This is a genomic window from Variovorax paradoxus B4, assembly GCF_000463015.1.
GTDB lineage: Bacteria > Pseudomonadota > Gammaproteobacteria > Burkholderiales > Burkholderiaceae_C > Variovorax > Variovorax paradoxus_E.
This window is the reverse complement of sequence record NC_022234.1, coordinates 972787-988642: the sequence shown is the minus strand read 5'-3', so window position 1 is coordinate 988642 and position 15856 is coordinate 972787. Positions and strand designations below refer to the sequence as shown.

The 15856-nt window shown below is 65.1% G+C and carries 7 protein-coding genes; 6 read left to right on the top strand and 1 reads right to left on the bottom strand.

Annotated features, from left to right (window positions below; all coding sequences use genetic code 11):
* Positions 1-46: 46 nt before the first annotated feature.
* From VAPA_RS31695 to VAPA_RS31670, 6 genes are all read left to right on the top strand, one after another.
* Positions 47-1402 (top strand): IS1182 family transposase, encoded by a 1356-nt coding sequence (locus VAPA_RS31695; protein WP_021004339.1) that lies wholly within the window; start codon positions 47-49, stop codon positions 1400-1402.
* A 573-nt stretch (positions 1403-1975) separates the two neighbouring features.
* Positions 1976-12061, top strand: coding sequence for a two-partner secretion domain-containing protein (locus VAPA_RS31690; RefSeq protein WP_080666944.1), 10086 nt, complete (start codon positions 1976-1978; stop codon positions 12059-12061).
* 44 nt (positions 12062-12105) lie between these two features.
* A complete protein-coding gene (locus VAPA_RS31685) occupies positions 12106-12309 on the top strand; it encodes a hypothetical protein (RefSeq protein ID WP_155248148.1) in 204 nt (67 codons plus the stop codon).
* 143 nt (positions 12310-12452) lie between these two features.
* Positions 12453-14168 (top strand): ShlB/FhaC/HecB family hemolysin secretion/activation protein, encoded by a 1716-nt coding sequence (locus VAPA_RS31680; RefSeq protein ID WP_041946711.1) that lies wholly within the window; start codon positions 12453-12455, stop codon positions 14166-14168.
* Between the two features lie 24 nt (positions 14169-14192).
* Positions 14193-14795, top strand: a complete 603-nt coding sequence (locus VAPA_RS31675; RefSeq protein WP_196232591.1) for a hypothetical protein — start codon at positions 14193-14195, stop codon at positions 14793-14795.
* The gene (locus VAPA_RS31670; protein ID WP_021004334.1) at positions 14792-15235 is read left to right on the top strand and encodes a hypothetical protein; all 444 of its coding nucleotides are present in this window, start codon (positions 14792-14794) and stop codon (positions 15233-15235) included. Before VAPA_RS31675 ends, VAPA_RS31670 begins: the two co-directional genes overlap by 4 nt.
* Before the next feature lie 89 nt (positions 15236-15324).
* Here VAPA_RS31670 and VAPA_RS31665 read toward each other — a convergent pair whose 3' ends face one another.
* Entirely contained in the window at positions 15325-15843 is a 519-nt protein-coding gene (locus tag VAPA_RS31665) for a hypothetical protein (RefSeq protein ID WP_021004333.1), read from the bottom strand.
* Between the last annotated feature and the right edge of the window lie 13 nt (positions 15844-15856).

Genomic DNA, 15856 nt, shown 5'->3' with positions numbered 1-15856 from the left:
GCGCTATCCGAGACAATTGCTGCTGCACAACTGAGAGTCCGCCCTGATGAGCCGCTTCGTACCTGTAGACCGAGACACTGCGTACCTGTTGCCGCCGTCGGTGGACGAATGGTTGCCTGATGATCACTTGGCGCGCTTCGTGGTCGAAGTCATCGAGCAGCTCGATCTGAGTGATCTGACCCGCCAATATGCGGGGCGAGGCTCGGCCGCTCACCATCCGGCGGTGCTGCTGGGCTTGCTGATCTACGGCTACGCCAACGGCATTCACTCCAGCCGCAAGATCGAGCGCGCGACTTACGACTCGGTGGCGTTTCGCTACGTGGCGGCCAATACCCACCCCGATCACGACACGCTGGCGACATTCCGCCGCCGCTTCCTGAAGGAGGTCGAGGCGCTGTTCGTGCAGGTGCTGGTGCTCGCACGCGAGATGAAGCTGCTCAAGCTCGGCCACATCGCGCTGGACGGCACCAAGATCGGCGCCAGCGCCAGCAAGCACAAGGCGCTGTCCTGGGCGCACGCCAACAAGATCGAAGCGCAGTTGCGCCGGGAAGTGCAGGCCCTGCTGGCGCTGGCGGAGACCAGCGACCGTACAGCGCTACCCGATGGCATGGACGTACCAGCGGAGATTGCCAGGCGTGAAGACCGCCTGAGCGCCATCACGCAGGCCAAGGCCAAGATCGAGCAGCGTGCGGGCGAACGCTACCAGGGCGAGCAACAGGAATTCGAGGGCAAGCAGGCCAAGCGCAAGGCTCAACGTGATGCAGGCAAGAAGCCACGCGGCAAGGACCCCGAGCCGCCCCAGGCCGGCCCCAAGGACGGCGACCAGGTCAACCTCACAGATGAGCAGTCGCGCATCATGCCGGTGTCCGGCGGGGGCTTCGAGCAGAGCTACAACGCGCAGGCCGGCGTGGACACCGACACGATGATGGTGATCACCGCGCACGTCACGCAGGCGTGTAACGACAAGCGCGAAGTGGTGCCCACGCTCAAGCAAATCGATACGCTGCCCGAGGCGTTAGGCACGGTGCACACGCTCATCGCCGACAAAGGCTTCTTCAGCCAAGCCAACGTGGTCGCGTGCACGCAGGCGGGGATCGAGCCGCTGCTGGCGATCAAGCGACAGTCGCATCACGAACCCCTGATGGAGCGATTTGCATCCGACCCCGATGCGCCGCAGACGACAGATGCGGTCGTGAATATGGTTCACCGGCTGTCCACGCAAGTCGGCAAGGCACTGTACAAACTTCGCAAGCAGACGGTCGAGCCGGTGTTCGGCATCATCAAGCGGGTGATGGGCTGGCGTCAGATGAGTATGCGCGGGCTGGCCAAGGCGCAAGGCGAGTGGAACCTCGTGACCATGGCATGGAACATCAAGCGCATGCACGTGCTGCGAGCCACTTGAAGGAAAAAAAGTGCGCCCCGATCACGCAAAAATCGAGTCGCCGCGCGACCCCATGCGCCCTCACAGTGCCTCGGCAACCATCAGGGGTGCTCATTCAGCCCGACGCCATCCAAAAAACTCCGTCGCTGCCATCATTCAGATTCGTTCGAGCTCAAGTCCGACGGTCTCCTAGCCGACGCACAACATGACGGAATGATCACTGACTGACGCCGTCTGAGTTGCCTAGATCGACTCGTCTCAAGAGGATTGCAGCGGCGGCGAACCGAAGGCCCGAACGGCGGCAACGGACTGAATTCATGGTGCAAGGCCTACTCGGCGAAGTACCCCCGAAATTCGCACACCGCCCCTTTCTGCGGCGCCATGTATCGCGACCGATCGTTGTGCTGGTCCAACATAAATGCTCCCGGTGTAATGCCTGCGCCTTACATCCCCGGACGTCAGTTTTCAAGTATGTCCGATTCGTGAATAAGTACCGCGCGAACGAGGACGCTGCCCTCCCATAATCGGCCCGCCGAAGCATCCTGTCACAGAAATAACGATGCCCGGCAGCCAATCCAGAGGGAGCACCAGAACATGAATCGCCATTTGCATCGCATCGTCTTCAACGCCAGGCGCGGCCTGCGCATGGTGGTCCAGGAGACGGCGAAAAGCACAGGCAAGGGCTCGTCCAAGGCAACCACCGTGGCAAGCGCGGCCGGCGCCAGCGCGGCCGCCTTTGCGCCGATGCTCGTGGGTGCGGCGCTCGCGGGCATGCTGTGGGCGCCACCGGTGCAAGCCCAGATCGCCGGCGCGCCCAATGTTCCGGCCAACCTGCGCCCCACCGTGCTGGTGGCGCCCAACGGCGTGCCGCTCGTCAACATCCAGACGCCCAGCGCGGCCGGCGTCTCGCGCAACGTCTTCAACCAGTTCAACGTGGCGCCCAACGGCACCATCCTCAACAACAGCCGCACGAACGTACAGACCCAGCTCGGTGGGATCGTCCAGGGCAATCCGTTTCTTGCCACCGGCCCCGCGCGCATCATCCTCAACGAAGTCAACGGCGGCAGCCCGAGCCAGCTGCGCGGCTACATCGAGGTGGGCGGCACGCGGGCCGAAGTGATCATTGCCAACCCCGCCGGCATCAGCGTTGACGGCGGCGGCTTCATCAATGCGAGCCGGGCCACGCTGACCACCGGCACGCCGCAATTCAATGCCGTGGGCGGCCTGGACAGCTTCCTCGTGCGCGGCGGCACCATCACCATCGACGGCGCGGGCCTGGACGCCAGCAAGACCGACTACGCCGCCATCCTCGCGCGCGCCGTGCAGGCCAACGCCGGCATCTGGGCCAGCGAACTGAAGGTGGTGACCGGCGCCAACACGGTCAGCGCCGACCACAGCCAGGTCACGCCCACCACGGGCACCGGCACGGCGCCCACCTTTGCCCTGGACGTGGCCGCGCTCGGCGGCATGTACGCCGGCAAGATCACCCTCATCGGCACCGAGGCCGGCCTGGGTGTGCGCAACGCCGGCACCATCCAGGCCGCGCCGGGCGCCACCGCGCTGATGGGCGCGGGCCAACTGGTGGTCACCAGCGCCGGGCGCCTGGAGAACATCGGCACGCTCCAGGCCACCGCCGATGCGAACCTCGCGGCTTCGGCGCTCGCCAACAGCGGCCGCATCAGCAGTGGCGGCAACCTCAAGCTCACGACCCAGGGCGACCTGGCCAATGCACTCAACGGCGCGGGCGGCACGCTCGAAGGCGCGCGGCTGGAGCTCGCCAGCACCGCGGGCGACATCGACAACCGCGGCGGCACCCTGCGCCAGACCAGCAGCGCCGGCCTCGGGTTGAGCGCGCCGGCCTTGAGCAACACCAGCGGCGGCGTCATCGGGCTGGGGCCGGTGGCGGCTGCGCCGCCCACGCCGGGCACCGGCACTGGCGGCGGCACGGGCGGCACAGGAACCGGAACGGGCGGCACGGCCAGCCCCGGCACCCCGACCGCAGGCACGGACACCGGCTCCGGCGGCACCATCGCGCCGGCACCGTACGTGCCGCCATCGCCCGGCACCGTCACCGCGGCCGGCACGCTCCGCAACGATGGCGGCAAGATCTACGCGGGCGAGCCCATCAGCCTGCAAAGCGCCCACATCAACAACAACGGCGGCACCCTGAGCGTCGCCAGCATGGCCGTGAGCCAGCCGAGCTTCGACAACCACGGCGGCACGCTCAACGTCAGCAACGGCTTCAGCGCCAACGTCGAGCGCTTCGACAACACCGGCGGCACGCTGAACGCCGGCAGCCTGAACATCGCCACCACCGGCGACCTCATCAACGTCGGCGGCACGCTCACCAGCGCCACCGATGCCACCCTGACCGTGGGCGGCCAGGCCGACAACACGCGCGGCACGATCTCGAGCACAGGGGCGCTGGCGGCCAACGTGGCAGGCGCGGTCCACAACACCGCCGGCAAGCTGGTGGCCAACCAGGGCGTCACGCTCGGCGCCGGCAGCCTGGACAACACGCAGGGCAGCATCCAGTCGGCGCAGGCCGGTGTGCAGCTGGCCGTGGCCAACCAGTTGCAGAACGGCAGCGGCGGCACCGTCGGCGCCGCCACCGACCTGGGCGTGCAGGCGGGTTTGCTGCTGAACGCCGAGGGCGCCAGCCTGCGCGGCGCGAACGATGCCTCCGTCGCGGTCGGCGGCACGTTGCGCAACGACGGCAGCATCACGGCCGGGCGTCACACGACGCTCAGCGCCGGCAGCCTGCAAGGCAGCCGCACCGGCGTGCTCGGCGCGGGCATCCAGGGCGACGGAACCCTTGGCGCGGCGGGTGACCTGGTGGTCACCGCCACCGGCGCGCTGGCGGCCCACGGCACCACGCTTGCAGCCGGCCAAGCGACGCTGCAGGGCGCGAGCGTCGATCTGTCGGCGAGCCAGACCAGCGCGGACAACATCGCCATCACGGCCACGCAAGGCAACGTGCTCACGGGTAGTAGAGCCACCGTCGTGACCCCCGGCACCTTGCGCATCACGGCCAACACCCAGCCGGACCAGACGCTGGTCAACGACGCGGGCATCCTCAATGCCGGCCAACTGGACCTGAATGTCGCGAACCTCGCCAACACCAACGGCGGGGAGATCGTGCAGACCGGCACCGGCGCCACCACCGTCGCCGTCGCGGGCACCTTGAACAACGATGGTGGTCGTATCGCGAGCAACGGCCAGGACCTGAGCCTTGGTGGTGCGACCATCACCAACGCCGGCGGCAAGATCGAGCATGCCGGCACCGGCAAGCTCGCCATTGCGGGCGGCAGCTACAGCAGCACCGATGGACAGATCACGGCCAACGGCGCACTGACGGTCGCCATGTCGGGCGCCTTCAATCAAGACGGCGTCAAGGCCGCGATCAGCGCCCAACAGATCAGCATCGATGCCGGTTCGCTCGGCAACCGCGCCGGCAGCCAAATCGTGCAGACCGGCACCAACGCCATGCGCATCACCGTGGTTGGCGCGCTGGACAACAGCGGCGGCACGCTGGCCAGCAACGGCGACACGACCGTCGCGGCCGGCAGCCTGGCCAACCAGGGCGGCACCATTCGCGCCGCCGAGACCTCCGACCTTGCCCTGATCGTGGACGGCCTGCTCGACAACAGCCACAAGGGCGTGATCGGCGCGGGCGGAAACACCACCATCGCGGCCGGCAGCCTCAACAACGACGCCGGCAGCACAACCGCGGTCGGCGACCTGACCGCCACCATCGGCGGCGCCGCGACCAACGTGGGCGGCACGCTGGCGGCCAACGGCCGCACCACACTCGTGGCCGGCACGCTGGACAACACCGGCGGGACGGTGGCCGCCGTCAATGGCAACCTGAGCGTCACGACCATCGGCACGACGACGAACAAGGGCGGCACCTTGCAAGCCGGCGCCACGACGACATTGCTGAACGGCGGCCTCAACAACGCCGGCGGCCAGGTCTTCGGCAACAGCCTATCGGTCGACACGCGGGGCCAGGCACTGGACAACAGCGCGAAGGGCACGCTGGCAGCGATCACCACCGTCAATGTGAATTCAGGCGCGCTGAACAACGATGCCGGCCTGATCCAGTCCGGTGGTGCCATGACCATCGATACGAATGGCCAGGCACTGACCAACACCAGCGCCGAGGGCTATCGTTCCAAACCCGAAGACGCGCCGGGCGGCATCACGAGCGCGGACACGCTGACGCTGACGAGCGTGGGCGATCTGAACAACGCCGCCGGCTTCATCGGCGCGAAGAACGCATTGGACGCCAGCACCCAGGCCTTCACGAACACGGGCGGCGGCCAGGTGCTCGGGCAGTCCGCGGTCACGCTCGACACCCATGGCGCTGCCTACGACAACACCGGCGGCCAGACGCTGGCGGTCGGCAACCTCGGCATCAACGCCGGGACGCTGACCAACACCGGTGGCCTGATCCGCTCGATGGCGACCACCACGCTCCACGCCGGCAGCGTCGTCAACACCGGCACCCAGCGGATGGAGCAGGGCATCGAAGGTCAGAACGTCGACATCACGGCCCAGTCCATCGCCAATGCCTCGGGCGCCATCCGTGCCGACCAGAACGCCACCCTGACGAGCAGCGGAACGATCGACAACAGCGCGGGCCTGGTGTCCGCCGGCGACACACTCACGATCAGAGACCCCGCCGCGGCCAAGACCCTGTCGGTGGTCAACACCGGCGGCACCCTGGTCGGCGGCAAGAACGTCGTCCTCGACGCGGGCTCGGTCACATGGGACGGCAAGCTGCTGTCGCTTGGCGACATGAGCCTGGCGGTCACCCAGGACATCACCTTCGCGGCGGGCAGCGAGACCGTCGCCAACCACAACCTGACGGTGTCGACGACCGGCGACATCACCAACGCCGGCCGGCTGGCCGCGGGCAACGACCTGACGCTCTCGGCGAAGGACATCAACAACACGGCCACCGGCGACATCCAGGGCAAGACCACCACGCTGAACGCCACTGGCACGCTGACCAACCGCGGCGTGATCGACGGCGGCATCACGCGCATCAATGCCGGCACGTTGAACAATGTGGGCACTGGCCGAATTTATGGCGACTGGGTGGCGATCGGCGCCGGCACGCTCAACAACAGCGCCGAAACGGTTAACGGCGTCGCATCGGCCGGCACCATTGCCGCGCGCGAGCGCCTCGACATCGGCGCCGGGACCATCAACAACCGCGACGGTGCCCTGATCCTCAGCGCCGGCAATCTCTATGTGGGCGGCGAACTGATCGACGGCAAGGCCAGCAAGTCAGCCAGCGTATTGAACAACCACGCGGCGACCATCGAGGCCGTGCAGGACATGGATATCAAGGCCAATGTCCTGAACAACACCAACGGCGGCGTGACCTGGACGACCCAGACCACCTCCGACGGCAAGCAGCACACTGAATATGCACTGCCCGGCAGCTCGACGCGCTACGACCCGAGCCAGCTGGTCTTCGTGACGGTCCAGGGGCCCTCGGTCGACTTCGAGCACCTGATGGGCTATCTGTGGCCCAGCTTCGTCAGCCACACTGCAGGACCCGTCTCCGGCCAGTTCTCGGGCATCCTGGTGCCCTCGGCCAGCTATCCGCTGTCCCGCTACGGCACCTACTACGCGAACCCGCCGCGCAACAGCCGCGATCTCACGGGCACGCGGCAAATCAACATCGATCAGACCGAGACGTACACCGAGCCGGGCGCCTGGTACGCCCGGACCGACCCGATCTGGGCGGCCTTCGGCGTGACGCCGCCCGCAACCGACATGCCTGCCGACGCAATTCAGGCCCAGGCCTATCTTGACGCCCACCAGCGCCTCGACGCCGCGACCGAGGCCTTTATCCGAGACGTCTACGACAACTACGCGCGCTCCTACTACGCCTGGGTCTATACCGAGTCGACCACCACCCCTGTGCTGCAGACGTCGTCGCCCGGCCGGATCATCGCCGGCGGCAAGATGAACATTGCCGTGGGCAGCGGCACCAACGACATGAGCCAGATCCTGGCCGGGGGAGCGCTCACCGTCACCGGCGGGAAGATCGAGAACAAGAACGTCGAGGTCTCCGGCGCGCAGACGCGCACCGGGGTGCAGCTGTTCCAGGCGGGCCTGGGCGACGGCGAGCAGATCTCGCCTTACAACACCAGCGTGCCCACCACCGTGACCCTGGCGGCGGCACGGCAGGAGGGCAATGTCTCGGTGATCGGCAGCGGCGGGTCCACCGGCACCCTGACCCCCGGCCACACCAACCAGGGCGTACCTGGTGCGAGCGGCGTCAACGCCGGCGGTCCCACCGGCGTGGCCGGCGGGACTGGCACGCCGGTGAATGGACCAGGTACGGCCTCGGGCGGCGCAGCCGGCCCCGTTGTTCACCCAATCATCGAGGTGAACCTGGCGGCCAGCTCCGGAGCCACGCAAGTCGTGCGCACCACTTTGCCGGGCCTCACGGTGCCCACCGCCAGCCTGTTCCGCACGCATCCGGAAACTTCGAGTCATTACCTGATCGAGACCGATCCGCGCTTTGCGAACCGGCACAACTGGCTCAGCAGCGACTACCTGCTGAACAACTTGGGGCAAGACCCCAACAACACGCTCAAGCGCCTGGGTGATGGCTACTACGAGCAGCGCCTGATCCGCGAGCAGGTGGCCCAGCTGACCGGCTACCGCTACCTCGATGGCTACGACAGCGACGAACCCCAGTACACCGCCTTGATGGATGCCGGACTCACCTTCGCGCGGCAGTACGGCCTGCGGCCGGGCATCGCGCTCAGCGACGCCCAGATGGCGCAGTTGACCAGCGACATCGTCTGGCTGGTGGAGCAGACCGTCACGCTGCCCGACGGCAGCAGCCAGCGCGTCCTCGTGCCGCAGGTCTACGTGCGCGTGAAGAACGGCGACATCGATGGCTCGGGCGCCTTGCTGGCCGGCAAGGAAGTCAACATCAAGCTCGATGGCGATCTGGTCAACAGCGGTACCGTCGCCGGGCGCAAGACCGTCAGCATCACGGCGGAGAACATCCAGAACCTGAACGGCCGCATCTCCGGCGACAGCCTCGACCTCAAGGCCCGGACCGACCTGAACAACATCGGCGGCACGATCGACGCGGCCAGCCAACTCAAGATCGAGGCCGGGCGCGACATCAACGTGCGCAGCACGACCAGCAGCAGCGGGCTGGCTCTGGACCTCACGCCCGGGGCCGTGAGCCTGCGCGGCGCCACCATCGTCGACCGGGTGGCCGGCCTGTATGTGAGCGACCCCAAGGGCGTGTTGGTGGCGTCGGCCGGCCGCGACGTCAACCTGATCGGCGCCCTCGTCGCCAACAGCGGCAAGGAAGGCACGACCGAGATCGGCGCTGGCCGCGACATCAACCTGGGCACCGTCACGACTGCAAGGCAGGACACCACGGTTCGAGACGCCGGCAACTACCGAGCCGAAGCCAGCACGCGGGAAGTCGGCACCCGCATCGAGACCAGCGGAGACATCAACCTGCACGCCCAGCGGGATGTCAACGTGCGGGCGGCCACCATCAACAGCGCGGAGGGCGCACTGGAGGTCGCCGCCAAACGTAACATCACCATCGATGCGGGCCAGTCGACTTCGGCCCTCAATGCGGGACGCCGCACCGAGGAGAGCGGCTTCTGGGGCAGCGACCGCAGCATGGAGCAAGGCACCTATGGGTCGACCGGCGTCATCGGCAGCAGCCTGGGTGGCAAGACCATGGTGCTGGATGCGGGCAATGACATCCGCATCCGCGGCTCGAACGTGGTGAGCGACCAGGGCACTGAGCTCTGGGCCGGCAACAACATCACCATCGAAGCCGCGACGCAGACCCGGGACAGCCAGTATGTCCGCGAGGAATCCAAGAGCGGCATGTTTGACGCGAACTCGGGCTGGACCTGGGGCCAGCAGGACGCGCGAAGCACCAGCAACCGCGCGGCGAGCACGGCCGTGGGCAGTACCGTCGGGGCAATAGCGGGCAATGTCACCATCACCGCCGGTAACCGCTACAGCCAGGTTGGCAGCGATGTGGTAGCGCCGGGAGGCGACGTCGACATTCAGGCGCGCGATGTGCAGATCGTCGAGGCGCGCGAGAGCAGCCGCAGCGAGAGCACGCAGAGCTTCTCCCAGAGTGGCATCACACTGGGGATCAAGGCGCCGCTGATCGACATGCTGCGGAATCTGGAGGACACCACCCAGGCGATGCATGACACCAAGGACGACCGCATGCAGGCGCTGGGCGCTGCCAGCATGGCGCTCAGCGGCTACTCGGCGTACCAGGACATCTCCCAAGCTGCGGTCACCGGCAGCGGGAACGCCAATGGTGCCGTCAGCATGGGAGGCACCCTCACCCTAGGCAGCAGTTCCAGCGAGTCCACGCGGACGGAAAGCAGCAATACGTCGGCCGGCTCACGCGTGGAGGCTGGCGGCAACGTCACCATCACCGCCACTGGCGGCGGCCGAGACTCCAATGTCCTCGTGCGCGGAAGCGAGATCAGCGCCGGCAAGAACGTCAACTTGGCGGCGGACAACAACATCACGCTCGAGGCGGCGGCCAATTCGAGGGAGCAGAGTTCCACCAGCCACAGCAGCAACGCCAGCATCGGCGTTGGCTTCACGTTCGGGGAGAGCAATGGCCTCACGATCGAGGTGGCGGCCGGCCGTCAGAGCGGCCGTGACAACGGCACCGATGGCGCATGGACGAACACCAACATCCATGCGGGCCAGCAAGTGAATATCACCAGTGGCGGAGATACCAGAGTCCGGGGCACCACAGTTTCGGGAAACCGAATCAATGCGGATGTGGGCGGCAACCTGCACATCGAGACCCTCCAGGACACCAGCACCTATCACAGCCAGAACAGCGGAGGCGGCTTCAATGCCACCATCTGCGCTTGGTATTGCTATGGCGACAGCAGCGTGAGCGTTTATGCCAACAACATGCGCGGCGACGGGAATTTTGCGAGCGCGACGCAGCAAAGCGGGTTCCTCGCGGGTAACGGCGGCTTCGGCGTCCATGTGGCGGGCAACACCAATCTTGTCGGTGGTGTGATCACTAGCACTGATGCGGCGGTCAATTTGGGTAGGAACAGCTTCGCGACAGGCAGTTTGACGATGACCGATCTGGTCAACCACGACACCTTCCAAGGCAGCGGGTACAGCGTCAACTTCAGCACCAGCACCTCGGGGTCGAGTTCTGGCAGCGCCGGCATCGGCAGCAACGATGTCAATCAGTCGAGCCTCACGCAAAGCGGGATCTCGGGCATTGCAGGCAACACGGCGGCTCGCACCGGAGTCGACGGCACCAACGCGCTGCAAAGGACCAATCGCGAGCGGGCCATGAGAGATGTTCAAGGGCAAGTCCTGATCACAGCGCAATTCGGATCACAGGCGTCAAGTGCATGGGGTCAGTATGCGAACGAGCGATTGCGGAATGCCACAACCGACGAGGAGCGGGCATGCTGGGGGAGCAGCGGCACATGTCGCGCTTCCGGGCACATGGTGATTGGAGGGCTGACAGGGGGTGCCGGGGGCGCCATTGGCGCGGTTGCAAGTACGCAGGTCGCCTCTTACGTTGACCAGACCGTCAGCGCGTTGGGGCTCACTGGTGCTGTACATGATTCAGTGGTGGCGGGGCTGACCATGGCCATCGGTGGTGCGCTAGGTGGTACATCAGGAGCCGCTGGGGCATTGAACGAGGTCACGAACAACTATCTGACGAGCACTCAATGGGAGGCGCTCGCGGAAGACATCAAACGATGCCAAGCGCGAAACTGCACGACCGAGGAACAGCAGGTCATACGTAACAGCTATCAGGATCTCAGCAATCAACAGAATGTGGCGTTGGCCAACTGCGCGAAAACTGGCAACTGCATTACCTTGCGAGAGGAGGTGATCAATGGAACGCAGGCGATGATCGATCTCGCGGATGACGGAAAGCTGCCAATCGGCGCCGCAACCGGCAATGATCTGGGACAGTACGCAGGGCAGCGGCTGGCGAACGACCCCGCTTATCGAGAGACGGTCAGGCAATCGATCGATGTGCTGAACAATTGCAAAGCGAATCCCCAGCAATGTACACAGCAAGCGATCACCGCTGCCGCATTGATTGTGGCCCCACTGCTGGGGCCGGCTGGAGTTTCGTTGACTTGGGAAGGACTTGCCGTAGGCGGGACAATTGGGGCAACGGCAAATGTGGGTGGCCAGTTGTACGCAAATGGCGGAAGTGTTAGTCAGGTCAATCCACGGGATGTCGGGATGGCGTTCTATACCGGGGCGCTCACTTATGGGGCAGGATTTATGTCTTCGATGTTCGTTAACACAGGGGGCGCGCTCGTCGGATCGGGGATGAACACAATCTATATGAATCAAGCGCCTTCCGCTTCCGGAGGAAGCATCTTTGGGGCTGCGCTGGGGACAACGCTTGGTTATCCAGTCGCCGCAGTCACGCAGAACGGATTGAATGGCTATTTCAATGCATGGTATCGGCCAATGTGGCAAGACCTAGGTTACACGATGCAGAGTTGGCTGCAGCCTAGTGTTGTGCCCGGGGTGGGCGGCGCCAGCGTTGGCAGCTTTTTGCAGGAGCTGGCCAATGCGGGAGTTAATAACCCAAATGTTCCACAAGGTACAGGCAGCCCAACCAGAGGTGGGAGATGAACACATCGCGAAGTCTAGGCTTGAGAATGTTTGGAGTTCTGTTCTTGACCTGCCTCTTCATCATCGGCGTCGGATTTTCCTTGGCTGCTTTGCTTGCCATGCCCTTGATTCGCTGGGCAATCCATGGGGTTCTCTATTTCCCCGTTAGCTCGTCAGAACTTCGCAGTCTGTTGTTTGTCATTCTCGGCGTGACTGTTGTTGCAACGGTCGTCATGTGGTTGGCCGGAAAGTACAAGGGACAGTGGTGATCTTCTTGCCTGACGGTATGTGGCTGGGGTTATGTGACTGGTAGGCGAGCACAAAGAGCATTGGTGAATTTCGGAGTTCCTGCGCGCTATGGTGCAGATCAAAGGATAGTGAGGGAGAGAAATTGAAAACAAACCCGTGTGCCATGCTGGCCGGTGTGCTGCTGGGCGGCCCCTTGTTGGCTCAAGCGCAGGTCTCCAGCACGCCGCAACCCTTTGTCGAACAGCAACGCCAGCAGGAACGCGAACGCGCCCTGCGCGAGCAGAACGAGCGCACGGTGGACCAGCGGCTGCAGGCCGCGCCACCCGCGCCTACCCAGCGCATTCCCGAATCCGAAGCCCCGTGCTTTCGCATCGACCGCGTATTACTGGTCGGCGAGCAGGCCGAGGCCTTCCAGTGGGCGGTGGCCGATCTGTCCGGCCCCGAGGGCAACGATTCACCACTGGGCCGGTGCCTCGGCACGCCGGGTGTGAACGTGGTGCTCGCCCGCGCCCAGCAGGCGGCGATTGCGCGCGGCTTTGTCACCACCCGGGTACTTGCTGCGCCGCAGGACCTGTCCACCGGCACCCTGACCTTGTCGCTGGTGCCCGGGCGCATCGCGGCCATCCGGACCACGCCGGATTCTTCCTCCACGCTGCTGGGCAGCGGCGCCTTGCTGGGGTCCGCCATCCCCGCCCGCCCGGGCGATTTGCTGAACCTGCGCGACATCGAGCAGGGCCTGGAGAACCTCAAGCGCGCCCCCACGGCCGAGGCCGACATCCAGATCGAACCCTCCACCGCACCCGATGCCAAGCCGGGCGACAGCGACCTGGTGGTCAAGTACGTGCAGGCCAAGAAGTGGCGCCTCACCCTGAGCCTGGACGACAGCGGCACCGAGGCCACGGGCCGCTACCAGGCCGGCGCCACGCTGTCGCTGGACAACCCCTTCGGGCTGAACGACCTGTTCTATGTCAGCGCCAACCACAACCTCAACGGCCACGTCTTCAGCGACCCGGCCAAGGGCACCGAAGGCCAGACGGTGCACTACTCGCTGCCCTACGGCTACTGGATGCTGGGCCTCACGGCCTCCAACAGCCAGTACCACCAGCGCGTGGCCGGGCTGAACCAGGACTATGTCTACGCGGGCAAGACCAACAACGCCGAGGTCAAGCTCTCGCGCCTGCTGTACCGCGACCAGAGCCGCAAGACCACGCTGGCGCTGAAGGGCTTCCGGCGCGAATCGCGCAACTTCGTGGACGACACCGAGGTCGAGGTGCAGCACCGGGTGGTGGGGGGCTGGGAGCTCGGGCTGAACCACAAGGAGTTCATCGGCGACGCGACGCTGGAAGGCACGCTCGCCTACAAGCATGGCACGGGCGGCTTCGGGTCGATCGCAGCGCCGGAGGAGACGTTCGGCGAGGGCACCTCGCGCATGCGGCTGTACACGGCCGAGCTGAGCCTGAACGCGCCGTTCAAGCTGGGCGAGCAGAAGCTGCGCTACTCGGGCCTGGTCCGCGCGCAATGGAACCGCACGCCGCTGATGTCACAGGACAGGTTTGCCATCGGCGGGCGCTACACAGTGCGCGGCTTCGACGGCGAGACGAGCCTGATGGGCGAGCGCGGCTGGCTGATCCGCAACGACATCGGCTGGGCCATGGGGCAGAGCGGGGCGGAGCTGTATGTCGGTGCCGACTACGGGCATGTCGGCGGGCGCTCCACCGCGGACCTGCCGGGCCGCAGCCTCGCGGGCGCGGTCATCGGGGTGCGGGGGCAGTGGAGCAAGCTCAGCTACGACTTCTTCATGGGGGCGCCGATCCGCAAGCCTGAGGGGTACCGCACGGCCAAGACCACCTTCGGCTTCAATCTCAACGCAAGTTTCTGATTTGAAAATTCAAGGGAAAGCGAAGTGAACCATCTCATTGACGTCGTCCACCGACCAACAGCAAGGCCAACAATGACACTGAATGGCAGTCTCATGAAGGCGCTGGCAGCCTTACCTCTGGCCGCAGCACTTTGGGGTTGCGCCTCCCCTGCAACTCGCGTTCCAGTCGAGACGATTCGCGCCAATTACCAGAACCAACTGGTCAAGCCAGGAGAACCGTTCGCCACACTGAGCGGCTATCCCTACAGGCACTACATGGATACGGCATGGGCTGCTTACGTTCCCTCTCGTGTCGACGGCACTGTCACGGGCATCAGACAGTTCGGAGGCGCAAGCGCCGGCCTCTATAGCCCTCACGTCTCTCTTGTCAAGCTCAAGATTCCGCCGGGACGGCACGACGTGATGGTCTCCGGAGGAAAGCTCACGGGAGAGCAGACTTTGCTCAAGAACATCGAATTCAAGGCCGGGACGAGCTACGTGATAACGGAAAAGACAAGTGAAAAAGGACAGCGGCTCGTACTGATATCGGCTTACCAGGCGGACACGCGGTTCTCCATTGGTGAGAAGGAGCATTACCTTGTCGAGTCACCGGCTCTAGCCGTGGCCCCCTTGGGGAGCACAGAATGAAAAGGTTTTTCCTCCCCCTGCTCGCCGCCGTGCTTGCCGGGTGCACTGCAATGCCGTTGTACAGAAGCATTGACGAGCTCAAGGCTCGCGCAGAGCATCGTGTGACCCTCACTACGGAACGTGACTTCGTCTTGGTGTACCGCGACGTTGGACGTCAAGCCCGCAGCGCATCCGAGACCATCAACAAGATGCTTACCGGCGCCGCAAGCATCGACATGCGAGAAACTTCGGAGCTTGACCGAACCGGAGGTCGAGGCACCGTGACGATGCGGCAGGGCTATACAACGCGCATCGCCCACTACGAGATCACCAAACTGCCGACGGGCGGTACGGAGGTGAAAGCATGGTGGTCGCGCTTCAGCCCGATCTCCATCGAATTCTTGAAATCCGCAGTAGAGGGGAAAACGCCTACGGAGGGCACGCTTGAGTCTTCCAAGTAGTACGCGGACCGTGCAGTCATTTTCTAAATTGTCCGAATGAGAGGGAGCGTAAGCGTCAGCTCACGGCCCTCTTGACCGTGGCCGAACAATCAGATGTCGAAGACCTGGCGCAGCATGTGGAACGGCACTCGCCATGAATGCCCGTTGCCCGTGTCGACGGTGGCGGTGCGCTGGTTGATGCGCACGACGACGCCTACCTGCGGCTGGAGGTACCTGTCGTCGAACGAGACCTTCTCGCCGCAGCGGAAGTCACCCCGTGAAGGCATGCTCTGCGGTGGTGCTGCGCGCGCAGAAGCCGTTGCGGGCGGGCTTGCAGGATCCGGTGGTTCGACGGCGACATAGGGCAGCTTCCACTCGCGTCGCGTGCCTTCCTCGTGCAAAGTCACCTGCGTGTCCTTCATGGCGACCACCTTGCCATGGCGCATCTGGCCGTCGCGCCAGTCGAGGAAGCGCACTGTCTGGCCGAGATTCATGTTTCTGCGCACGGCGAGGATGCGTCTGGGATCGGCCAGCATCCGTTCGATGATGGCGCTCAGCTGGAACAGCTCCAGGCTGCTCGCCCGGTTGAGCGCATCGATCAGCTTCGGGTCGGTGCCTTGCGGGTTCACTCTGTCGTCCTCT